17 protein-coding genes are annotated in these 23673 nt (G+C 54.6%); 9 read left to right on the top strand and 8 right to left on the bottom strand.

The window, feature by feature from the left end:
* Positions 1-101: 101 nt before the first annotated feature.
* The 3 genes from G006_RS0101630 to G006_RS0101620 all read right to left on the bottom strand — a co-directional run bounded on the left by G006_RS0101630 (position 102) and on the right by G006_RS0101620 (position 3757).
* A complete protein-coding gene (locus G006_RS0101630) occupies positions 102-1655 on the bottom strand; it encodes an alpha-isopropylmalate synthase regulatory domain-containing protein (RefSeq protein WP_026146773.1) in 1554 nt (517 codons plus the stop codon).
* A gap of 424 nt (positions 1656-2079) precedes the next feature.
* Positions 2080-2601 (bottom strand): DUF1097 domain-containing protein, encoded by a 522-nt coding sequence (locus G006_RS0101625; protein ID WP_020481413.1) that lies wholly within the window; start codon positions 2599-2601, stop codon positions 2080-2082.
* Between the two features lie 331 nt (positions 2602-2932).
* Complete coding sequence (locus G006_RS0101620) at positions 2933-3757, bottom strand: hypothetical protein (RefSeq protein ID WP_020481412.1); 825 nt, start codon at positions 3755-3757, stop codon at positions 2933-2935.
* A gap of 512 nt (positions 3758-4269) precedes the next feature.
* Here G006_RS0101620 and G006_RS0101615 point away from each other — a divergent pair.
* Together G006_RS0101615 and G006_RS0101610 are read left to right on the top strand one after the other, a co-directional pair.
* Positions 4270-4860 carry a histidine phosphatase family protein gene (locus G006_RS0101615; protein WP_020481411.1) on the top strand — a complete coding sequence of 197 codons (591 nt, stop codon included), beginning with the start codon at positions 4270-4272 and terminating at the stop codon, positions 4858-4860.
* Between the two features lie 392 nt (positions 4861-5252).
* Complete coding sequence (locus tag G006_RS0101610; protein WP_020481410.1) at positions 5253-7469, top strand: TonB-dependent receptor plug domain-containing protein; 2217 nt, start codon at positions 5253-5255, stop codon at positions 7467-7469.
* A gap of 481 nt (positions 7470-7950) precedes the next feature.
* Here the strand turns inward: G006_RS0101610 and leuA are convergent, their stop codons facing one another.
* On the bottom strand, positions 7951-9681 hold the full coding sequence (gene leuA / locus G006_RS0101600) for a 2-isopropylmalate synthase (RefSeq protein WP_026146771.1): 1731 nt from the start codon (positions 9679-9681) through the stop codon (positions 7951-7953).
* A 162-nt stretch (positions 9682-9843) separates the two neighbouring features.
* On the opposite strand from leuA, the gene G006_RS0101595 reads away from it, so the two are divergent.
* From G006_RS0101595 to G006_RS24660, 6 genes are all read left to right on the top strand, one after another.
* Positions 9844-10317 carry an Lrp/AsnC family transcriptional regulator gene (locus G006_RS0101595; RefSeq protein WP_020481407.1) on the top strand — a complete coding sequence of 158 codons (474 nt, stop codon included), beginning with the start codon at positions 9844-9846 and terminating at the stop codon, positions 10315-10317.
* A 289-nt stretch (positions 10318-10606) separates the two neighbouring features.
* Entirely contained in the window at positions 10607-12382 is a 1776-nt protein-coding gene (locus tag G006_RS0101590) for a serine hydrolase domain-containing protein (protein WP_020481406.1), read from the top strand.
* 305 nt (positions 12383-12687) lie between these two features.
* The gene (locus tag G006_RS0101580; protein WP_020481404.1) at positions 12688-13608 is read left to right on the top strand and encodes an EamA family transporter; all 921 of its coding nucleotides are present in this window, start codon (positions 12688-12690) and stop codon (positions 13606-13608) included.
* Positions 13609-13713: 105 nt separating this feature from the next.
* On the top strand, positions 13714-14145 hold the full coding sequence (locus G006_RS0101575; RefSeq protein WP_020481403.1) for a GNAT family N-acetyltransferase: 432 nt from the start codon (positions 13714-13716) through the stop codon (positions 14143-14145).
* A gap of 7 nt (positions 14146-14152) precedes the next feature.
* A complete protein-coding gene (locus G006_RS27475; RefSeq protein ID WP_020481402.1) occupies positions 14153-15247 on the top strand; it encodes an NAD(P)H-dependent oxidoreductase in 1095 nt (364 codons plus the stop codon).
* On the top strand, positions 15244-15738 hold the full coding sequence (locus tag G006_RS24660) for a GNAT family N-acetyltransferase (RefSeq protein ID WP_020481401.1): 495 nt from the start codon (positions 15244-15246) through the stop codon (positions 15736-15738). The genes G006_RS27475 and G006_RS24660 overlap by 4 nt, the downstream gene beginning before the upstream one ends.
* 299 nt (positions 15739-16037) lie before the next feature.
* On the opposite strand, the gene G006_RS26530 is transcribed toward G006_RS24660, so the two are convergent.
* From G006_RS26530 to tatA, 3 genes are all read right to left on the bottom strand, one after another.
* Positions 16038-17255 carry an efflux RND transporter periplasmic adaptor subunit gene (locus G006_RS26530; protein ID WP_020481400.1) on the bottom strand — a complete coding sequence of 406 codons (1218 nt, stop codon included), beginning with the start codon at positions 17253-17255 and terminating at the stop codon, positions 16038-16040.
* Between the two features lie 6 nt (positions 17256-17261).
* Positions 17262-20438 carry an efflux RND transporter permease subunit gene (locus G006_RS0101555; RefSeq protein ID WP_020481399.1) on the bottom strand — a complete coding sequence of 1059 codons (3177 nt, stop codon included), beginning with the start codon at positions 20436-20438 and terminating at the stop codon, positions 17262-17264.
* Positions 20439-20736: 298 nt separating this feature from the next.
* Positions 20737-20964 carry a twin-arginine translocase TatA/TatE family subunit gene (tatA, locus tag G006_RS0101550; RefSeq protein ID WP_020481398.1) on the bottom strand — a complete coding sequence of 76 codons (228 nt, stop codon included), beginning with the start codon at positions 20962-20964 and terminating at the stop codon, positions 20737-20739.
* Positions 20965-21782: 818 nt separating this feature from the next.
* On the opposite strand from tatA, the gene G006_RS0101535 reads away from it, so the two are divergent.
* Complete coding sequence (locus tag G006_RS0101535; protein ID WP_020481395.1) at positions 21783-22859, top strand: sigma-54 interaction domain-containing protein; 1077 nt, start codon at positions 21783-21785, stop codon at positions 22857-22859.
* A 240-nt stretch (positions 22860-23099) separates the two neighbouring features.
* Here G006_RS0101535 and G006_RS0101530 read toward each other — a convergent pair whose 3' ends face one another.
* A complete protein-coding gene (locus tag G006_RS0101530; protein WP_020481394.1) occupies positions 23100-23567 on the bottom strand; it encodes a cupin domain-containing protein in 468 nt (155 codons plus the stop codon).
* Positions 23568-23673: the final 106 nt, after the last annotated feature.

Raw genomic sequence — 23673 nt, 5'->3', positions numbered from 1 at the left:
AGACTGTTTTCCAGCCGTTGCCCGGTTTTATCTGTCCCAAGTTCAGCGGCGCATGAATTCCTGGGCTCCGCAAGGTGCGATTTCGCAGAACGGCAAGGTATCTACACCGTTGTCTGTGGATTGCCTGTCATCTCGTGTAATTGAATATTGATCAATTTGATCGTCGCCAAAATCCCGGCAAACACCTGGTTGACATGTACGCCGCGGGTTTTGCGCAGCTCGGTGCCGCAATCCCAGGTAATCACGCATTCGGTCAGGGCGCTGGTGTGGCCGCCTTTTGGAATGCGAATTTCATAATCGGCCAGGGTCGGCAAAGTGTAATCGTAATGTGGCAGCACTTTGCCGATGGCATCAATAAAGGCATCGAAGCCGCCGCTGCCGGCGCCGGTGGTCTGATGTTTCTCGCCTTTCACTTCGACGCGGATGCTGACGGTGGACGGTAAATCCAGGCCGCTGTTGATCGAGCAAGCCAGTAACTTGATGTGCTGATAACTCTTGCTTTCCAGCACGTCGGCGATGATGAAGGGCAGGTCGTCGGTGGTGATGGTCTGCTTGGAGTCGCCGATGCTGACGATGCGCGCCAGCACTTTTTTCTGGTCTTCTTCCGACAGATCCAACTCCAACTGTTCCAGGTTTTTTTTCAACGAGGCCTTGCCGCTCATTTTGCCTAGCGCATAGCTGCGAATCCGCGAAAAACGCTCCGGCCCCAGTTTGGTTTTATACAAACCGCCTTTTTGGTCGCCGTCGGCGTGGATGCCGGCGGTTTGTGTGAAGACATCGGCGCCGACGATAGGGGCGTTGGCGGCAACGCGCTTGCCGGAAAAGTTCTCCACCATCTCGCTGATGCGCACCAAATGGCTTTCGTCCACGGACAATTCCATCGCCATTTTATCGCGCAGCACCACCGCTACTTCGGCGATAGAGGCGTTGCCGGCGCGCTCGCCCAGGCAATTGACGGTGCAATGCACCGCGCTGACGCCGGCCCGCACTGCGGCCATCACATTGGCGGTCGCCAGGCCGTAATCGTTGTGCGGATGGAAATCAAATTGCAGGGCAGGGTAGCGCTGGCACATATCGCTAAAGCTGGCGAAAACTTCGTCCGGCGACATCACGCCCAAGGTATCGGGGAGCATGAAATGACTGATCGGGGCTTGTTGCAAGCGTTCCATCAAGCCGTAGACATAACCCCGGCTATCTTTGTAACCATTCGACCAGTCTTCCAGATAAACATTGATCTTCAAGCTTTGCTCGTGGGCATAGGCGATGGTTTGCAGGACGTCGGCGCTGTGTTGCTCCAGGGTTTTACCGAGCTGTTCGCGGCAATGTTTTTCGCTGCCCTTCGCCAGTAGATTGATCACGCTGCCGCCGGTCGATTTGATCCAATCGACGCTACGGGTATGATCGACAAAGCCCAATACTTCTACGCGCTCGGCAAAACCTTCCTGCCGCGCCCACTGATTGATCAGGCTGACCGCTTCCTTCTCGCCTTCCGAAACCCGCGCCGAAGCGACTTCGATACGGTCAACGCGCAAAAACTGCAACAAAGCTTTGGCTATGCTGACTTTTTCCATCGGCGTAAACGCTACGCCCTGGGTTTGTTCGCCGTCGCGCAGCGTGGTATCCATTAACTGGATGTGTCGTGAATGGGTAGACATGATTTTTGTTATTCTCGATGCGTCCTGTAGCTGTATCTGACCAAGTGAATGCCGTAGACAGGGTACAGCGACACCCCGCGCGTCATTTAGTCAATGGCCTTTGTGCATAGCCCGTCGCACGGCTTATCAGCAATCTGATTGCTTATTCCGGCAGAGACTGAACTATGCGTAACTTGCCATTTTCACCTAAAACAGAATGAATTGGCAATTTGCGGCTAATTCCGGGTCTGCGAGAAGCCAAACTCATGGGAGGGAAATCGGCTCTCAGAATCCTCGTTTTGAGCCAGAGAGTTCTGGGCGGAACGATAATGAAATGACCGAATTTTTTTGATGGTTAGGCGGAGTTTTTACTTTCCGCCTATTTTCGCCGAACAATCGGAGTGGGTGTTTGCCCGTAACCCCTACGGTTCAGCTTAAAACATGGTTACTCTTTGGTCCACTTGGCGGCTAATTGCGCAGACAACTGGCCAAAATATGTGCCCACCACAATCGAGATCGAAATCACCAGCAAAGGATTGCTCAGCGACGCGCCGAACAAGACTTCTTGCGTCAACTTGTCCGGTGTTTGCAATAAATAGGCGAATGTAGACGAATAGCCCAAAACGCTGGCGGGAATGGTCGCCAATTGTGGAAAATTGGCGGCCAGACACATCACCACGACCGCAAAAGTTACCGTAATGGCGGCCATTGCCGGAAAACCTAAGGCGGTATCCGGCGAAATACCGGTCAAGATAATCGCTGTTACCCAGGCCATGAATACGCCGAAAATCCCGCAGACAATAGTATTTTTCAAGGCTTCCTTGGTCGCACCCAAGAAAAAATAGGCTGCCCAGGCAATGGTGGCGGCCCAGATAAAGAACACGCCGCTAGCCGGCCCCACCGCCAAAAATGTGGCGACTCCAGCCAATACGCCGATGCTTAAAGAAAGTGCTGTAAGTTTGTCCATTATGGTCCCTCTGATATTGCGCCTCATCGATAGTGGTGTGCTCGATCATGCATTGAGGCTGCCCTGCAAAACCGAAATCCATTTACGGCCAAGCAATCCCGCCTTGACCGCTCCGAATGGTAGCAGAGAATAGACTCCAGAGGTACAAATGCTCATTTGTTTTAAACGGATGCTTTATTATCAGAAGGCATCATTTCGACCGGCGGAAATGTCAGGTAACGCTAGCGCGTAACCTGACCTACTTGGCGACAACCATTGAAGAAACCGCCAACACATTCGAGGGCTGACGGCTAAGAATATTTAGGATAGAGAGATCAGGCATTAACAAGGATTAGACAAGCCGCGCGGCGACACCGCGACGACTGTAGCCGACAAAACCGAGCAGGGTTGAACCAAACAACCAAAAAGCGGCAGGAACGGGTACGGGGGCTGCGACGACTGTTCGCGCAAATATGTCCGAGCAAGTTGGGCCGGTTTGGACTGCACAGGCTGTAGTGGCGATTTCCAGACTCCCTTCAGCGTTAACAAAATCCACCAAAATTGGATCGCCGTTCCCATCCAGAACCGGCGCACCGTTTTCATCCAATTTCGGGCCCCTAACCGTGCCGTAAAAATACATAGTCAATCCCGACGCATAAAACTCGTAGTTGCCGGCTGGGGCGGCGCCATTGGTTGCGGTAAAGTTGCCAAGCAAATACTCAAAGCTATCGCCAGGGTTTAAGGCGATATTCTGTTGGGTGAGGATACTGTCCGGGCTACTGGTGTCGAAGTTGAATTCGTAAGGTCCGGAAGAACAGGTATCGGCCAGAAATGTACCGTTACAACCAATAGAGGTACTGAAAGAAATACTATTCACGGCGATGAGTACGCCATTGTTTATGTAGATGCTTTGGCTAGTGTTTGAATCGTAATAAGAAAAATTGGTTGGGTAGTTGGCTGGATTGATGCCAAACGGCGGGGTACCGCCACCCGTGTTGGAATAAACCAAGGGATCTGATGCGGCGTCCAAACTTAGTTTCAACCAAACTGGAATGTTATCGGTCGCAACGACAGTGCCGGTAGGTTGAACAAAAGATAGACTACCGCTATAGGCCGCCTGCGCATTGGGTAGCCAAGCCAACGCCAATGTGGAAACAACAAATCTTAATTTAGACATAACGTATTTCTCCAATTTATAAGCGCTTGAAAATCATTTTCCCCAAGAGGCCTAACCCTTTAGCTTGATTACTAATTCAACCCGTCAATATCGCCGCTCTCACGAAGGAGATAGCCCTGCGCTTAAAATGGTTTGCTTCGCGATCTAAAGGCGCTCGCCCCGCGGGAACGAAGAATGCCGGGAATGTAAGGGCCGGGTTAATATTCTAGGCAGATAGCAGCCTGCATATGCGATTCTGATCATAACAAAATATTGCCGGGTTTATATGACAATTACGCTTTATCGAATTGCCCCGTGTGTAACTGAGTCGCCCCGGATTTCTTGGAGGCTCCAGCCTTTGAGAGAAGGGAGCAATGAGACGGAAAAGGTCAAACCAAACTTCATCGGAAATCCGAGAACCGGCCGTTCGCATGGTGCGCGAGCATCAAGGCGAATACTTGTAGGAATGGGCCGCATGAGCACTTTGAAACTTTTCGCTGCCGAAGCCCGTTACATCGGTACATTAAGCTGACATGCAAATCATCTTGATCAGACACGGCAAACCGGCCGTCGAACTGTCTGGCATGGCTCGCGGCAGGGATTTGCCCGCCATCGCCATGGCTTACGACGCATCCGGCATCGTCGACCGGCCGCCGCCGGAAACCTTGGCGGAGCTGCGCCATACCAACTACGTGGCGTGCAGCGACTTGCTGCGCTCCGTCGAATCGGCTCATGCGTTGGGGTTTGCCCAATTGCCTGCGGCGGATAGCTTGTTTCGCGAATCGCCGCTGCCGCATTTCGGCAGCGGCGCGATACCGCTACCCATTACGGCGTGGGTGACGGTTTGTCGATTGCTCTGGTTGGCCGGTTTCTCGCAAAACGGCGAAGCTTATGCGGTCGCCAAATGCCGGGCGCGACAGGCCGCAAACCGGCTGATCGAATTGGCGGAAGCGCACGACAACGTCCTGCTGGTCGGCCACGGCCTGATGAATTACCTGATTGCCGAACAACTGCGCGCCAACGGCTGGCACGGCCCGGCCAAGCCGGGAAAACGGTTTTGGGCGTATGGAGTTTATCAATGCGGTGGCAACAGTGGTGGGCAGCGCGAGAACGTAAAACGCTAATCGCTTAGAATGGCCTGATTACGAAATAGTACTGGCTGGTCCCTGATTAAAGCCGACCCTAGCAGCCGCAGCTTCAAGTTTTCAAACGGAAAGTATTCCTGCAAAAGCAGACAAACGATTCGGGCGCGGTGAGGCACGAATCGCATCAATCGAGAAAATTATCGACATAAACCAAAACGATGACTGACTATCGCCGCCGACCTGCTCTTGAGTCGGCAGGCGTTTTTACGGGGAAATCAGGGTTAACTTTTAACCGTACTATGATTAAGTAAACCGAATTTTGGAAAATACAGGAAAAGAAATAAAGTTGGGGGCGGTTTGAAACCACCTATTTTATTTGGTATGGCGAAGTACTCGATCGCACTGGATGATTGGGAGCGTGGACAAGGTAGATGACGCATTATTTTTTCAGTAGCGGCAATCGCTTTTGCACGGCAGGGGGCATGATGAAAAGTTTGACAGTATCTCTTGTGACCGCCGCGCCAGTATTGATCTGGGCGACAGCCTCGCTGGCCGCACCGTCTATCGAGGAAGAAGACTTGGCACAGATTTACGGCAGCGAGGAAATGGTCAGCATCGCCACCGGCACTCGGCAGCCGGTGAGCAAGGCGCCAGCGGTGGCGTCGGTCGTCACTGCGGCAGACATCAAGGCCATGGGCGCGACGGACATCGACGAGGTGCTGGAAACCGTGCCAGGCTTGCACGTAGCGCGCAGCAATAGCGGTTACAACCCCATTTACACTTTTCGCGGAATCCATTCGGCATTCAACCCGCAGGTTCTGGTGCTGGTTAACGGCATACCCATCAGCAACTCGTTTGCCGGCGATAGGGGGCAAATTTGGGGCGGTATGCCGATACAGTCCATCGCCCGCATTGAGGTGGTGCGCGGGCCGGGGTCGGCCGTGTATGGCGCCGATGCCTTCGCCGGGGTGATTAACATCATCACCAAGACCAAGCAGGACATTGAAGGCACGGAGGTCGGTGGCCGCGTCGGCAGTTTCGACACCTACGACGGCTGGGCCTTGCACGGCGGCGAATGGGCCGGCTTCGACGTGGCCGCAAGCGTGGAATACCACACTTCCGCCGGGCAGAAATCCATTATCGAATCCGATTTGCAGACCCAATTGGACCAGGCTTTGGGCCCCCATGCCTCGCTGGCGCCCGGTCCGGTCAATCTGTCGCGCGACAATTTGGACGCACGTCTGGATTTGTCCCGCGACCATTGGCGGTTCCGCGGCGGCTTGCAGCACCGCAGCAATTTTGGCAACGGCGCCGGTGTCGCCCAGGCTCTGGATTCCACCAATCGTTACGGCAGCGACCGCTGGAATGCGGACCTGACCTATCAGAATGCCGAGTTTGCCGATAACTGGGAGGTCACGGGGCAACTCAGCTACCTGAACACCAGCCAGATTGTCGAGCGTAATCTGACCCTGTTTCCCCCCGGCGCTCGCCTGCCCATCGGCGCCAACGGCCAGATCGATTTTGCCAATCCCGTGGGTTTGGTAGCCTTTCCCAATGGCTACATCGGCAACCCGGAGAACTGGGAACGCCATGCCCGCGGCAACCTGTCGGCGATTTATAACGGATTTGAAAATCACATCTTGCGATTCGGCGCCGGCATCAACTACGACAGCATTTACAAGGTTAAGGTCAGCCAAAACTTCGGCCTGGATCCGGCCACGGGAACCCCGATTCCTTTCATGCCCGGTGTACCGCTGATCGACGTCTCAGGTACCACCTCGACCTTCTTGCCGACAAAAGACCGCAAGGATTTTTTCTTTTTCGTTCAGGATCAATGGATATTCGCCAAGGACTGGGCCTTGACCGGCGGAGTGCGTTACGACAGGTATTCTGACTTCGGCGAAACGGTAAACCCGCGCGCGGCCCTGGTGTGGGAAACCCGATACGACCTCACCACCAAATTCATGTATGGCAGCGCCTTCCGCGCGCCGAATTTCGCGGAATTGTATGCCACGAACAATCCGGCGCAGCTGGGCAATTCAGGTCTTAAGCCGGAAACTATGGATACCATCGAGCTGGCCTTCGATTACCGGCCCCACGATAAGCTGCGGCTGGGCTTGAATGTCTTCAATTATTGGTGGAAGGACATCATCCGCTACGTACCTGACACCCAAGCGCCTTCATCCACCGCGCAGAACACCGGTACCCAGACCGGCTACGGCGGCGAACTGGAGGCCGAATGGAAAGCCCTAGACAACCTCAAACTGGCGGGAAGCTATTCCTATCAGAAATCCACGGACAACGCAGCCCAACAAGACGCCGGCTATGCGCCGCATCACCAAGTCTATCTGCGCACCATCTGGGAATTTGTCCCTGACTGGCAATTCACCCCTCAGGCCAAATGGATCATCGGTCGCGAACGGGCCGCCGGTGACAACCGCCCTGCCATAGACGATTACACTTTGGTCGACCTGACCCTGCGCCGTAAGAATATCCACGATCATTTCGAAGTGGCGTTCTCGGTGCGGAATTTGTTCGACGTGGACGCCCGCGAACCCAGCTTGGCCGGCAATCCCACGGCCGCTATCCCCAACGACCTGCCCTTGGCGGGTAGGAGTTTTTACGGGGAAATCAGGGTTAATTTTTAATCGTGCTAATTTTAAATAAACCGAATTTTGGAAAATAAACGAAAAGAAATAAAGTATGGAGCAGTTTGAAGGTAGCCCGGAGGATGCGGTAAACAACGTGCTCCGCATCGTTCGCGATTGGTGCGGATCGTAAACTCACCACACTCTATGCCTCTATTGGCTGAATTTTTGCAATTGGCATTTTCGTTTCTTCTGGCGAATTTTGGCCGAACTGACACAATCAGATAAGCATTTGAGCATGAAAGCCGTGCGAATATCGAAGAATACTCGCACGGAAAAAGGCCTCCCATTCTTCCGAAAACGCTTCGCTATTTCAGGCCATGCAGGCCAACGTTTTGTCGATTTCTCCGCTTCAATCTCGAGCAAGACCATAGCCATATGGGCTTTGCCATCAGTTCTTCGGCCCATTACTGTTGGGCTTGCGAGTTTTGTGCGTAATCCTGGGCATTCCTGCGATAAGTATTCAATGTTGTCTCCTGTTTCACTCTGTAGGGGTTACGGCTGGCGTGCTATCCGCGCTAAAACCGCCGTTATCAAACTCGCCGCGTTGCCAGCCGGTATCGTTGGCCAAGCGATTGCAGCCACCGATCAGCGCCTTGATGGATGCGGTGACGATGTTGCCGTCCAGGCCGACACCATAGGTGGTTGGGCCGTTCGCAGTTGCCAGTTCGACAAAGGCGCAGGCCTGGGCATCGCCGCCACTGCCGACCGAGCGTTCCTCGTAGCTGCACACCGACACTGCGCCGCCGAGCGAGCCTAAAGCCTGGACGGCGGCGGCTATCGGCCCGTTACCCACGCCGGTTAAAGCGCATGGTTCGCCGTCCAACTCGATTTGCAGTTGTATGCCTTGTCCTTGCGCATGCTCGAACAATTGATGGCCGAGGTAACGCAACGGCTTTGCTACATCGAGATACGTCTGTGCGAACAATCGCCATAACTGGCCCGCGCCGATTTCACCGCCGTGGCGGTCGGCATGGCCTTGCACTATTTGCGAAAACTCCACCTGCAAACGTCGCGGCAACACGACGCCATAATGGCTTTCCAGCAAATTGGCGATGCCGCCCTTGCCGGACTGGCTGTTGATGCGGATCACCGCGTCGTAACCGCGGCCGACATCGGCCGGATCGAACGGCAGATAGGGCACGTTCCAGACGCTACCGGGATGCTGGGCGGCAAAGCCTTTTTTGATAGCGTCCTGGTGTGAGCCGGAAAATGCGGTGAACACCAATTGGCCGGCATAGGGTTGGCGCGGCGGTACGCTCAGCCCGGTGCAAGCCTCGAAATCACGCACCACCGCATCGATGTCCGAAAAATCCAAGCCCGGTGCCACGCCCTGGGTATACAGATTCAACGCCAGCGTCACCAAATCTACGTTGCCGGTACGTTCGCCGTTGCCGAACAAGCAACCCTCGATGCGCTCGGCGCCGGCCATCAACGCCAGTTCGGCGGCGGCTACCGCGGTGCCGCGGTCGTTGTGCGGATGCACGCTGAGGATGACGCTGTCGCGGCGGGCGATATGGCGGTGCATCCATTCGATCTGGTCGGCGTAGACGTTCGGCGTCGCCGTTTCCACCGACGCCGGCAAATTCAGAATGATCTTGTTGTCCGGCGTCGCGCCCCAGGCGGCACTGACCGCATCGCAAACCTCGACGGCGAAATCCGGCTCGGTGGCGGTGAAGGTTTCCAGGCTGTATTGCAAGCGCCACTGGGTTTGCGGCTGGTCGGCAGTCAATTGCTTGACCAATCGCACCGCATCGACGGCCATAGTCAACACCTCGGCACGGCTCTTGCCCAATACCAATTCGCGAAACGGTGGCGAGGTCGCGTTGACGATATGGACGATGGCCGAGCGCGCGCCGTGCAAAGCTTCGACGGTGCGGCGCAACAATGGCTCACGGGCGTGGCTTAGAACTTCGATGGTGACGTCTTCGGGGATCAACGCCTCGTCTATCAAACGGCGCACGAAGTCGAAATCGGTTTGCGAAGCCGACGGAAACGCTACTTCGATTTCTTTGAAACCGATGCCGCACAAGGTGCGGAACAGGCGCAATTTGCGTTCGGCGTTCATCGGTTCGAACAAGGCTTGGTTGCCGTCGCGCAAGTCGGTGCTCATCCAGATCGGCGCTTGGCTGATTGTGCGATTGGGCCATCGGCGGTCGGCAAGCGCCACAGGTGGGAATGGATGGTATTTGCAAGAAGGATTGGTCAACATGGCTGAATGCTCTCGGTAAATGGGATGCCGATAAGATAAGCCAAACCGTCCGCTAGGCGATTGCGTTTATGCCATATAAAACGCAATTCATTGATAGAGTATTGCTATATAACTGGAATATTGTTTATTTAATTGTTTTAATGTGTAAATAACGGGTATTTTATGGAACTGGATCGATACGACAGGCAAATCTTGAACATCCTGCAAGCCGACGGCCGCATCAGCAATCAGGAGTTGGCTGATCGCATCGGCTTATCGCCGTCGCCTTGCTTGCGACGGGTGCGAGCGTTGGAGGAGGGCGGCTTGATCGTCGGCTACCGGGCGCTGCTGGATGCCAAAGCCTTGGGTCTGACGCTGATGGCCTTGATCCACATTTCGATGGACCAACACACGCCGGAACGTTTCAATGCGTTCGAAGCGGCGGTTGCCGGGATTCCGGAAGTGATGGAATGTCTGTTGATCACCGGCCAGACCGCCGATTACCAGCTCAAGGTTATGGTCAAGGACTTGGACGCCTACCAGGAATTGCTGCTGAAACGTATCACTAGTATTCCGGGCGTGACCGGGGTGCATTCCAGCTTCGTGTTGCGGCGCGTGGTGGATAAGACGGCGTTTCCGGTCGGGGTAGGGCTATGATCGTTCCGAACCCATTGCTGGCCGAGTTTGCTAACATGGCAAAACACTGACTCAAACCGTTACACAAAAAATGAACACTGTAATCATCACTCAACGCGCAACTACTTCCGATGTTAAAGTCTGCCATCGCGTAGGCTCAAGGCCGCACTGTTAAAACGTTTGACTGTAATGGGCTCGCCAAATACTATCCTCGTACCCCATTAGCTTTGGTAAAAGCCTCGCAGCCCCAGCCACACGGGCTTAAAATCTTGCTGGCCGACTAATCGATGATCACCCCTTCAAGGACCAGATGAAAACCTATTTGACATATTTAAGCGCGATATTGCTATTGCTAAGCGGTTGCGCCGGTTCGCCGCCGCTAAAGCCGGATACGGTACAACGCGGCGATTACAGTTACCTCAAGGCTCATCTTGCCTGGCTGATTGAACAGGAAATGTCCGAACAGGATGTGGAAGGCTTAAGCATCGCCGTGGTGGACGATCAGCAGGTCGTCTGGTCGCAAGGTTTCGGCTATGCCGATCAAGCCAGGCAGATTGCCGCCACACCGGAAACGGTTTATCGAGTCGGCTCCATCTCCAAGCTCTTCACCGATACGCTGGTGATGCAACTCGCCGAGCAAGGCAAACTGGATATTGATCGACCGTTGCAAACCTATCTGCCAAATTTCGCGATCAAAAGCCGCTTCCCGGAGGCCGGTCCGATTACCCCGCGCAATATCATGACGCATCATTCCGGTTTGCCGGGCGATAGAGGCAATGGCATGTGGACTAAAACTCCGGCGCCGTTCAGTCAGCTTGTCGGCATGCTGAAAGACGAATACGTCGCTTATCCGCCCAATCGTATCTGGGCCTATTCGAATCTGGGCATCACCTTATTAGGGACGATGTTGGAACGGCTTACAGGCCAGGATTTCAGCAGTTATGCCGACCGTCAGTTGTTAAAACCGCTCGGGATGACGAATGCGGCTTTTTCGCTTGGCATCGAGGGGGAACTGGCCTCGAAAGCCTATAAAAATGATCAGGAAAAGACGGAAGTGGCACTGCGCGATATGCCGGCCGGGGGCTTGAACGCGAATGTCTTGGACCTAAGCCGCTTTATCGCCATGGTCTTGGCGGACGGCAAAACCAATGGCCGGCTCATATTGAAACCGGAAACTCTGCATGAAATGCTGCGCCAGCAAAACCAGGATGTGGCGCTGGATGTGGGCACCAAAACTGGTTTGGGTTGGTTCTTTACCAGCAAGCCCGGTATCGGCGATGTCGCCGCACACGGCGGAGCCACGCTTTTTCATCGTAGCTTGCTGACGGTGCTGCCGGAACACAAGCTGGGCGTGGTCGTGTTGGCGAATTCCCCGCCCACCGGCGACTTGATCGACAAAATCACCGATAAAGCCCTAAAACTGGCGGTTGCGATAAAAAACGGTATGCCGCTGCCGGAAGAAACCGAAACACCCGTGATCGAAACCCGCGGCTTAATCCCGCAAGAACAGCAACTGGCGGCAGGGCAGTATGCAACCGCGCTGGGCTACATCAAGTTAACGGCGGATGGCGATACTCTGACCACCGAGCTGAACGGTAACAGCATGGATTTGGTCGGTAGAGACGATGGTAAATTCGGCATTCGCTACAAGCTGCTGGGATTGATTCCGCTACAACCCAAGCAACTGACCGAAGTGGGCGTATCGGTGCGCCATGTCGACGGTCATGACCTGGCGCTGGCCCATTGGCAAGGGCAAACCTTTGTGTTGGGCGAAAAAATTCAACCCGTACCGATTCCTGCCTCCATGCGTAGTCGTCTGGGCGAATACGAGATTGTGAATCTTGCCGAAGGCGAGGCGATGGTTCCGGAAAAATGCGCCCTACGCGAACGGGACGGTTTTTTGATGCTGGAGTATTCCATCCCCACTTTCGACATAAATAATCTGACTTTTCCCATTGCACCGGTATCGGAAAATGCAGCCGTCATTCTTGGGCTGGGACGAGGCATGCAGGAAACCGTTCGGCTGGAGACGATCAACGGCCAAGATTTTGTCGCCTATTCCGGATATTTATTGCGGAAGAAATAAGCAAAACCATTAGGTCTAACAGACTCTCAAACAATTGGCATTCTTCAACACTTTCACACGCATGGACGTTTTATCACCGCATAAGCTTTGCCATTGCAGGATGCGTGGCGGGTTACAAACCTTCGCCCCGGTGGGCGACCCATGTCTTAGCAAAGCTTCGATACGCTTTAACCGATTTTCCAACCGATAGGCTGTTCCATGGCACTAACCTCAATTATTGGCAACAAAAAATATACGTCCTGGCCGTTACGCCCTTGGCTGGCAGAGGAGCAAGTAGAAACCGAAATCATTCAGGCGTTTGCAGAATGAGAGTTAAGGTTTGGGCCGCGTTGCTGGCCGTTTATCTGGTGTGGGGATCGACTTATTTGATGATCCGCTTCGTGGTTGAAACGTTACCGCCATTTTTGTCGGCCGGATTGCGTTTTGTGGTTTCCGGCGCCATTTTGCTGGCCTGGCGGCGTTTGGCCGGCGATGCCGCGCCGACCTTAAGGCAGTGGCGTTCGGCCGCTATTGTCGGTATTTTGTTATTGCTCGGCGGTAACGGCTTGGTCTGTTGGGCCGAACAAACCGTCCCGTCCGGCGTCGCCGCACTGATCATCGGTGCCGTGCCTATGTTTCTGGTGATTGCCGACGCACTCAGACCTAACGGCGTCCGGCCGACGCTACGCGTACTGGTCGGTCTTATCATAGGCTTTCTGGGAATTTACCTGCTGGTCGGTCCGTCGGTGTTTTCGGACGGTATGCCATTAAACATGCCCGGTGTAGCGGCGCTACTGCTCGCCAGTTTGCTTTGGGCTCTGGGTTCTATCTACAGCAAGACCGCGGATTTGCCGAAGACGGCGCTGATGACAACCGGCGCGGAAATGCTGGCCGGCGGCTTTGCCTTGTTGCTTGTCAGTGCGCTAAGCGAACAATGGAGTGTTTTCAACCTGGCCCAGGTATCGCTTAACTCCTGGCTGGCCTTGGCGTATCTGATAGTGTTTGGCTCTATGATCGGTTTCGCGTCCTACGCCTGGCTACTGCAGAATGCGCCGATCCCGTTGGTAGCGACATACGCTTACGTCAATCCGCTGGTAGCGGTGTTGTTAGGTAACTGGTTCGCGAACGAACCGCTCACGCCGCGCATCCTGAGTGCGTCGGCGATCATTATCGGCGCTATCGTATTTATGAATAGCGCGCACGGATCACGTGCCAAGCCGGCAGCGGGGCGAGGCGTGAACAAATGATGCATCTCAACACGAGTGAGCCCTCTTGAGTCTCGGCGCTGAAAGCAAAAATCGAAATGCTCTTTTAAGCCAACGGCCATCCTTTTGTTTGTTAAGCGATACCCCATGACTCTCGATATATTTATTGCCGATACCGACGCCGAAATTCAAGCCTGTTTTTCGGTGTTCCACGAGTTGCGCCCGCATATTGAGGCGGATCAGTTTCTGGCTCAGGTTCGCCGCCAGCAAACGCAGTCCTACCAAATTCTGGCTGTTAGACAGCAAGGCACGGTTAAAAGCGTGGCGGGTTTTCGTTTCGCCGAGTTTTTGGCCTGGGGCAAAGTTTTGTATATTGATGATTTAGCCACGCTAAGCGGCGAAACGTCGCAAGGCTTCGCCGGCGCCTTGCTCGATTGGCTGATCGAACATGCGCAAGCGAACGGCTGTCCGGGTGTGCATTTGGATTCCGGCTATCAGCGCTTTTCCGCTCATCGATTGTATCTTAACAAGGGCTTTCGACTGAACAGCCACCACTTTTCCCTGGTATTTAACATTTAGCTTTGCAATGAAAATACTGGCTTTATCCGGCAGCTTGCGGGCGGCGTCCATCAATTCCGCCGTGCTGCGGGCTCTAAGAACTTTGGCGCCGGCCTCTATCGATGTCTGTTTGTTTACCGGGCTGGGCGAATTGCCTTTATACAATCCGGATTTGGAAAGCGCGCCTCCAGACGTTGCGATCCAATTACGCAACGCCGTTGCCTCGGCGGATGCCTTACTAATCGCCAGCCCGGAATATGCTCACGGCGTCACCGGTACCATTAAAAATGCATTGGATTGGCTGGTGGCATTCGAGGGCTTTGCTTATAAGCCGGTGGCGGTGTTGAACGCTTCGCCACGCGCCCATCATGCCGACGCTGCACTCCGGGAAACCTTGATCACCATGTCGGCCAAGCTGATCGAAGCGGCATCCATCACATTGCCTTTGCCAAGCGCTAATATCGGCGACGCAGACCTGCTGGCTATGCCAGAAATAGTCTCTTTATTCACCGGCGTGTTAGTGAAAATCGAACGCGCGGCGATGAGTCCATATTTGGACAGTAGTCTTTATATCGATAGCCAACATCCGGCCATCGTCGCCCAAGCCGCAAAACTGGCGGACGGCTGCGCCGATGAGGTAGCAATCACCAAGCGCTGTTTCGAATTCGTCCGCGACCAAATCAAGCATAGCTGGGACTACCGACTGAACCCGGTGACCTGTAAAGCCTCCGAGGTGTTAATCCACGGTACCGGCTACTGCTATGCCAAAAGCCATTTGTTGGCCGCGCTGCTGCGGGCCAACGCCATTCCGGCCGGAATGTGTTACCAGCGGCTGATGTTAGACGGCGACCAGCCGCCTTTCTGCCTGCACGGTTTGAACGCAGTTTACCTGCCGCAACACGGTTGGTACCGGGTTGATGCGCGCGGCAACAAGCCCGGCGTGGAGGCTGACTTTTGCCCGCCACTGGAGAAATTGGCCTTTCCGATTATGAATCCCCTGGAGCAGGATTTGCCCGGCATCTTGGCGGAACCTTTGCCGGCTGTCGTCAAAGCCTTAACCGAAAACCAGACCGTTGAGCTGGTTTACCAGAATTTGCCGGACATTGCCGCTACCGAGCCATGACGACAAACTCGCCGTTGATTATTCGTCCCGCCGCAGCGACCGATGCCGAATGCGTCAGCCAACTGATTTGCAGTGTTGCCAACTGTTGTACGATTTCCCCGGCTGGCGACGGCGCCGAGTTGTTTTATTCGAGCATCAGCCCTCAAGCGATTGGCAGTTATATCAACGATGCCAATTTTCTTTATCTCGTGGGTTGGCTAAACGGTAAGCTTGCCGGCGTCGTTGCCGTCCGCGATGCCCGGCATCTGTTTCATCTGTTTGTTGCGCCTGCCTGCCAATACCAAGGTATCGGCACGGCATTGGCGTTGCGCGCCATCGCGTTATCGTTGGCCGCAAGCCCGTCGGAGACCTTCACGGTGAATGCCTCGCTGCCCTCTGTGCCGTTTTATGTTCGGTTGGGCTTTCAGCCGCTGGGGCCAAAGATTGAGGACAAAGGCGTGGCATTTGTACCGATGCAATTGCCAACCTCAGCCCTAAACTCCGGTTCGTAGCGATGATGGCTGTTTCCCCAAGAAACTTTTTACTAAGAGGGTGTAGACAAAAATTAATCACCCGGCGGACCGGCAAGCCGGCATTCTGGTTTCTGCCGGCCAAACCCAGGCTACAGAAACCGGGTCAAACTACCATGGTGCGTGACCAGCCAGACTCGTTTCAGGTAGGGGGCGTTCGGCGACCCAACGTTCGGGTAACACGGTGGAACCGGTCTTGTTGGCCGGCATGAGACCAGCGCCACATGCCGTTTGGGTATCGTAAGCGGATGGTTCGCCCTGCTACGGATTACTGAAATGTTTCACGATTTGCCGGCGGTTTTGTCCTTGGGTTTCTCCGCCGGCTTTGCTTGAGCTTCCACCACGCTCACGGTTTCGCCTTCCACCAATAGATCCGAGGGGCTGGCGACCAAGGTATCGCTGGCGGAGATGCCTTCCAATATTTCCAGTTCGCGGCCGAAGTCGCGGCCCAATTTTACCGGGCGAAACGCCACGCGATGTTCCGCATCGACCACTACCACATGCGGACCAGCTTGATCGATCACCAACACATTAGCCGGCACCACCAAGGGGCTGGATTTGCCGGCGACGTTGATGGAGATTTCCACGTAGGAGCCGGGCAGTAACTTACCGTCCTTGTTGGGCAGGGTAATATCCACCTGCCGGGAACGGTTGACCGGGTCCAGCGCGCCGGCGACATGATCCACATGGGCGCTAACCGGCTTGCCTTGCGAATCCAGTACTCTGACCGAGACTTCCTGGCCGGCCTTGATGTCGTCCGCGTAGACTTGCGGCACCCAAACCGTCAACCGCAAGGGGTCGGTTTGAGTCAAGGCAAACAACTCCTGACTGCCGGCCACGATTAAACTGCCCACATCGACTGCTCGGCGGGTTATCACCCCGGAAAACGGCGCGACGATGCGCCGATAGCCTTCGATATTTTCCAGACGTTTGACATTGGCTTGCGCGGCAGAGAAATCGGCTTCGGCTTGCAGGAAAGCACTACGTTTTTCGTCGAATTCCTGTTGCGTGCCGCTGTCGGTGCCGTTTAACTGCGTCCAGCGCTGCAGGGTGGTGCGAGTTAGTTCCAGCCGGGCTTTCACTTGGGCCAGCGCCGCCCTGGATTGGGCCAGTTCCTGTTCAAGCTCGGGTACGTCGATCACCGCCAACAAGTCACCTTTCTTAACCTGATCGCCTATGGTTTTGTGCCAAGCGCTCAAGTAGCCGTTGCTGCGCGCGTAGAGTTGGGTTTCGGTGTTGCCGCGCAAACTGGCGGGCAATACCAGTTTGCGGGTCGCCTCGCCGGGCCGGGAATGCGCCGCAATCACGCTACGCTGCTGGCTGGCCGCAGTTTGTGCCTGCAAGCTCTCCGCTTGCTGTAGGTTCTGCGCCAAGCGCCAGGCGCCGGCCAGCAGGAGCAACAGCAGTAGTCCCAAACCGAGCCGTTTTACTACCAGCAGGGTGCGGTGCGAATGGTCGGAAGCCGGTCGAGCAAAGGGTGATGAAGGGATGCTATTCATAAGATTTTATGGAGTTACAAAGCTTGTACGATGCGAAAGTCGGTGTGCCAGCCAGCGATGGGCGCCGGCAAACACCAGTGGCACGAACAGTAAAGTGGACACCGTGGCAAAGGCCAGGCCACCTATCACCGCGCGGCCCAGCGGCGCATTTTGTTCGGCGCCTTCGCCCCAGCCAATTGCCATCGGTAACATGCCGACGATCATCGCAAAGGCGGTCATTAGTACCGGTCTGAGCCGGGTGGCGGCGGCTTCCAAAGCGGCCGTCACCGGTGGTACGCCATCAGCCAAGCGAGTACGGGCAAACGACACCAGCAAAATGCTATTGGCGGTGACGACGCCCATCGCCATGATGCTGCCGGTCAAGGCCGGGATGCTTAGCGTGGTGCCGGTCAAAAATAGGGTCCAGGCGATGCCGGCTAGAGCGGCGGGCAGGGCGCTGACGATAATCAGCGGGTCCAGCCAGGATTGAAAATTGACTACCAGCAGCAGATACAGCATCACAATCGCCACGGCCAAGCCGGCACCCAAACCGGTGAACGAGCTTTTCAGGGTTTCGATTTGGCCGCGCACGCTCAATTCGACGCCGCGCGGCAAATGGCCGCGGCTGTCAGCAACCAGCGTTTCGATTTCCCGGCTCACCGAACCCAAATCGCGGCCTTCGACGCTGGCGTAAATATCGAACACATTATTGGCGTTGTAATGCGTTACCGCGACCGGTAACACGGTGCGTTTCAGTTTGACTAAATTGCCCAGCAATTGCGGCTGGCCGTTACCGCCGCCGACCGGCGTGCGCATCAATGCATCCAGATTGTCCAAGTCCAGCGGATTACCCATCACGCCGATATTCACCGAATTGCCGTTGGCCGGATTCAGCCAGAATGACGGCGCGGTCTGCATGCTGCCGCTCAGGGTCAGTAAAAGATTTTGCGCCAGATCCCGAGCTGACAAACCCAGTTGCTGCAATTGCTGGCGATTCATTTCCAAATCCAGCGCCGGCCGATTCATGCGTTGATAAATATGCGCATCGACGATGCCGGGAACTTGCCTCAAGCGATTTTGCAAGGCGATGACCTGCGGCATCACTTCGTCCGGCTTACCACCGATGAATTGGATGTCGATAGGGGCGGGCACGCCGAAATTCAAAGTCTGGCTGACCTGATCGGCGGGTTGGAAGAAGAATTCCAGGTTGGGGAAGCGTCCGGGCAGTTCCGCGCGCAGGCGTTTGATATAGTCGGCGCTGGGGGCATGGTTGCCTGGTCGTAGCGAAATCATAATTTCGGTGTCGGCGGTTTCCACGGTGCCGGAATTGCCAAACAAGGTGTTACGCGTGCTATAGGGGCCGCCGATGATGTCCAGTAGATCGGCAATCTCCTCGGCGGGAATGATGCCGCGAATGACTTTTTCCACCGCGTCGATCTGTTGCGGCATTTCCTCGATGCGGGTACCGGACGGTGCGCGGACGTGCAAGCGAATCTGCCCGGCATCCACCGCCGGAAACAAATCTTCTCCGAGCAGCGGCACCAGACCCAGGGATGCCAAGCAAAAGCCTAAAATCGCCGAACTGTAGCGCAAGCGGTGTTTGAGCAAATGACTGGCCAAGATCAGATAGTGGCCGCGAAACTGTTCGAAGCCGCGTTCGAAGGCGTGATGCAGGCGTTGAAAGCCCCGTGCCAGCGCGTTGGTCGGCGGTGCATCGGTATGGCCGTGATGGCCGGACATCACATACATCACCAGCGTCGGTACAAGGGTGCGCGATAAAACGTAAGACGCTAGCATGGCAAATACCACCGCTTCCGCCATCGGCACAAACAGGCTACGCGCTACGCCGGACAGGAAAAACATTGGCACAAACACGATACAGATGCATAAGGTCGACACCAACGCCGGCATCGCGATTTCCGCTGCGCCGTCCAGGATGGCTTGATGCGGATTCTTGCCCAGCAGCATTTGCCGCTCGATGTTTTCGATCTCCACGGTGGCATCGTCTACCAATATCCCCACCGCCAAGGCCAAACCGCCCATCGTCATCAGATTGATGGTTTCGCCGACTAGATATAGGGCAATCAAGGAACACATAATCGACAGCGGTATCGACACTGCAATAATACAGGTGGTGCGCCAGTTACCCAGAAACAGCAGGATCATCGCCGCAGTGAGGCCGGCGGCAATCAGTGCCTCGTGCAACACGTTGCCGATTGCGGCTTTCACGAACAGCGATTGGTCGAACATCAAGCGCATATTGATACCTTCCGGCATCATCCCCAGCATTTTCGGGATGGTCTGCCGGACGTGTTCCACTACTTCCAGGGTCGAGGTGCGACCGACTTTGAAAATTGAGGTCAGAATGCCACGCTCGCCATTTTGGCGGGCGATGGTGGTCACTGGCGCCGCGCCGTCGCGCACTGTCGCTACGTCGCGGACCAGCGTCGTCACACCGTTCACGGTGCGCACCGGCAGGTCGGCCAGACGCGGAATCGCGGCCACCGCCCCATTCAGGCTGACGTCGTATTCGTTGCTGCCGATTTTTACGGTGCCGGTGGGTAGAATCAGATTTTGCGCTGCCAACGTATCGTTTAAATCGGCGGGAGACAGACCGCGCGCCAGTAGAGCCGGCGCATCGACATCCAACGTAATTTGCCGGCTTTTGGCGCCGAACGGATTAGTCATTGCCACGCCGGGCTTGGATTGCAATGCGGTTCTGGCGATGTTATTCACCAGATCGTTGACATCGGTTTCCGGGACGACGCTACTGGAAATTCCCAACTGCACCAACGGCAGGTCGGCGGCCGAATACTGAATGACTTGCGGCGGTGCGACATTGGTCGGCAGCGAGCGGTAAACCGAGTTACTGCTGGACATCACCTGGGCGATAGCGGTGCGAATATCCGTGCCCGGATGGAAAAATACTTTTACCACGGCCGCGCCGCTGTAAGACAAAGATTCACTGTGTTCTATGCCGTCGATCAAGGCCATGGAGCGTTCGACCGTGGTCGTTAAGCGGTCCGCTATTTCCTTGGCGGTCATGCCGTTGTATTGCCACAGCATCGCTACCACCGGAATATCGATGGTTGGGAAAATATCGGTGGGCATTTTCCGCAGCACGTAGGGCGTAGACAATAGAATCAACAGCGCCGCCACGATAAAGGTATAGGGGCGGCGTAAAGCAATATTAACGATCCACATGGATTTCTCGGGAGATCCGATTGGTTAGCGAGGTCCGGCCGGTTTTAAAACTAGCGTTTATCCGGCAAAGGCAATTTAGTGTTTGTCTTAAGCAAGTGCTATACCAAGCAATCTCCATCGGTTTTTACAAGCATAGTGTCCTGCATGCGCTTGAGCTTAGGTGAGAATCAGCAGCATAATTTTTGCCGGCAAATGTTCCAAGCTGTTGGTATGCAAACAGGCGGCGATCAAAAGCTGCTGCTTTGGCAGCAGGACGCGGGTCTAAGCGCCTTTAGCCTGAGAACAGCAACCCGGCGTATCAAGCCTTGGTGCGGTCAGCTTTGCCTATCGACTCGCCGGATAATTCTTCCTGATAGAGTTGGGTGATCGCTTTGGCCTCTTCGGCTTCTTCGCTTTCCTTTACCGCATTACGAAATCCCTTGATCGCATCGCCCAGATCGGCGCCGACATTTTTCAGGCGCTTGGTGCCGAACACCAAGACCACAATCGCTAAAACTACTAATAAGTGGGGAATGCTCAAGCCCATGTTTTTCTCCAAAGTTGAAAGTTGCGAAATTTAGGTAAGTCGCTTGTGAATATTGACTTAGCCTTTTCAATCCGGTCTTCAGCAAGATAAGGGCCAATATGCTGGGTGATTGCTGGAATACGCCAAATTACCCCTGTGTTCCAGGCAGATCGACAACACCCGTTTGAGTTACCGAACATGGAAGCACGCGGGTTAACGGCAAATATCCAAAAAAATGCTGATTTACCAGCATGGCGTCAGCAAATGCTGCTGGTATACGAACAGGTCGAAACATAGCGGGCATGTTTGGTGAACGATTTCGGCTGACTGGGCTTGTCGAAAAAGCCCGACTCAATTGGATTAGCGCGAAAAAGGCCAATGCTTCGCAAGTAAAATTCAGACTCATGGAAATGTGTTGATATATCAACACTTAAACAACAGATTATGTTGCTGTGGCAACATTGGTGTTTCGCAAAAACCCGTAATCCTTTATTATGTGCTGTAAATACGAAGTGGCATGAACCATGCTTGGAGCCTGGTATCTCGCTGTTATTTTCCGAGCATTTTGTCTCCATAACATCCACTTCTGCTGACCGGACCGCCGGAAGCCAGTTTGTCCCCAAAGGACTGCTGGCTTTTTTTTGGCCTGTGCTCAGCGAAAGCGCCGGTTTGTGGACTGACTTTGGGCACGGTAAGGCTGATTTTTGTTTGGTGTTTGCGTTTCGGCAGTTAACTTGTGATGCCGCGACGAATCACTATTTTTGACATCTTAGGAAAAGATCTTTCATGGATATATTTTTGAGTGACGGCATCGTTGCTCGCAGTGCAGGGGAAACCGTATGACATTATTAGCATTTGACGAATTGCAATTACGACAGCTGTCGCACACGGTGCGGGCCACGGCGATGGTGTTCGAGGATCCGGTTTCACGAAAACTGTTGGAGCACATCGAGCGGATCGCGCCTAGCGATGCGACAGTGCTGATCATCGGCGAGACGGGCACCGGCAAGGAATTGGTCGCCAGGCATGTCCATGCACTTAGTAAGCGCGCCAAAGGACCTTTCGGTGCTTTAAATTGCGCGGCACTCAGTGAAAACTTGATCGAAAGCGAATTGTTCGGCCACGAAAAAGGCGCTTTCACCGGCGCCTTGAATACAAAAGAAGGTTGGTTCGAAACCGCCAATAAAGGTAGTTTGTTTCTGGACGAAGTCGGCGATTTACCGCTGGGCTTGCAAGCGAAATTATTGCGGGTATTGCAGGAAAGGGAAGTGGTAAAGGTGGGTTCGCGCACGCCTTCGCCGGTGGATGTCAGAGTCATCGCCGCTACCAATGTTAATTTGGAAGAAGCGGTGGCGGCATCGCATTTTCGCGCCGACCTGTATTACCGTTTCAATGTGGCCGCGATTCATCTTGCGCCTTTGCGGGAACGGCCGGGCGATATTTTGCCCTTGGCCAGGCATTTTCTGAAAGTCTACGGCGACCGCTTAGGCTATGGTGAAATCAAATTATCGCCTTCCACCGAGCTGGCCTTGTTAAATTACGACTGGCCCGGCAATATTCGCGAGTTGGAAAATGCGGTGCATAGGGCCTTGTTGGTCTGCCCAGGCAATCGTTTGCGTCCGGAGGACTTTAAGTTGTCGGGGGTACGAGTCTCGCAGAGCGGGCCCATAGTTTCAACCTCCTCGCTGGAAAGTTCGCTACTGCGCTTGTGCGAACAAGCGCCGCCTAAACTGTTCGATATCATCGAAGAGACCGTGATTCGCACGGCATTCGAGTTTTGCGAAGAAAACCAGGTGCAAACTGCGCGCTTGCTGGATATTAGCCGCAATGTGCTGCGCCACAAGTTGGGGCTGTATGGCATGTTGGCCAATGGCCAGAGAAAATTGGCCGTCGCTTATCAAGAAGGCGAAGAGTAATCTCCGCAAACTCCTTCAACCACTTTGTCGATGGCAGGGTGCTTAGTTCAATCTGACTGGTAAGAATCTTCAGCTGAGCGTCATACCCGCACGGATACCCACTGGGCACAAGAGCGGGTATCCAGTGCCATGGATGGTAAGCTTCGAATCATCCATGAAGCCTGGATTCCGGCAATCCCTGCCGGAATGACGATCTTTTGGGTGCTAGCTGAAGATTCTTGCTAATCAGGTACTTCAAAGCTATTTTCCAGGTGCAGGGGTCGATGTAGCCGGACCGATGCCGACAATCTGTAAAACCGTGTCTTCGTCCTTCGCGCCGTCGTAATGGATTTCGTTACCGTAATGGGTGACGAAGCTGCCCGCTGGTACCGGTTGCAAATGCTCGGGGTCGTAATTACTGCCGGTGCCGACCCACCAAGTGCCTGAAATCACAGTGATGAAGCGGTCGTTTGGGTGCGAATGCGGCTTGCTGTTGTGATGAGCCTTCCATTTATTCAGCACCACATACAGGCCGGGTTTGTTCGGATCGCCGACCAGTACCGCGCTTTCCGAGCCGCTGGGATTTGCGACCCAATTAATTTGGTCTGGCAGCTTGATGGAAATGGCTTTGGGGTCAAGTTCCACGGCTGCCGCAGAGTTATAAGCTAAAGATAACGCGATTGCCAAGGCTGGTAGTGATAACTGCCGTCGAATACGTGCATGTAACATTTTAATCTCCAAATTTAGGGTATTAGTGCCATGGGCTTGGGGGTATCCGGTTGTGGAGTGCCTGTTCCTTTTGACTTAATGGCAGTAACCCGTCTGCCAAACATCA

It is taken from the genome of Methylomonas sp. MK1 (genome assembly GCF_000365425.1).
GTDB lineage: Bacteria > Pseudomonadota > Gammaproteobacteria > Methylococcales > Methylomonadaceae > Methylomonas.
Note: the sequence above shows the minus strand (reverse complement) of the source record. Positions and strands in the feature narration are given on the sequence as shown.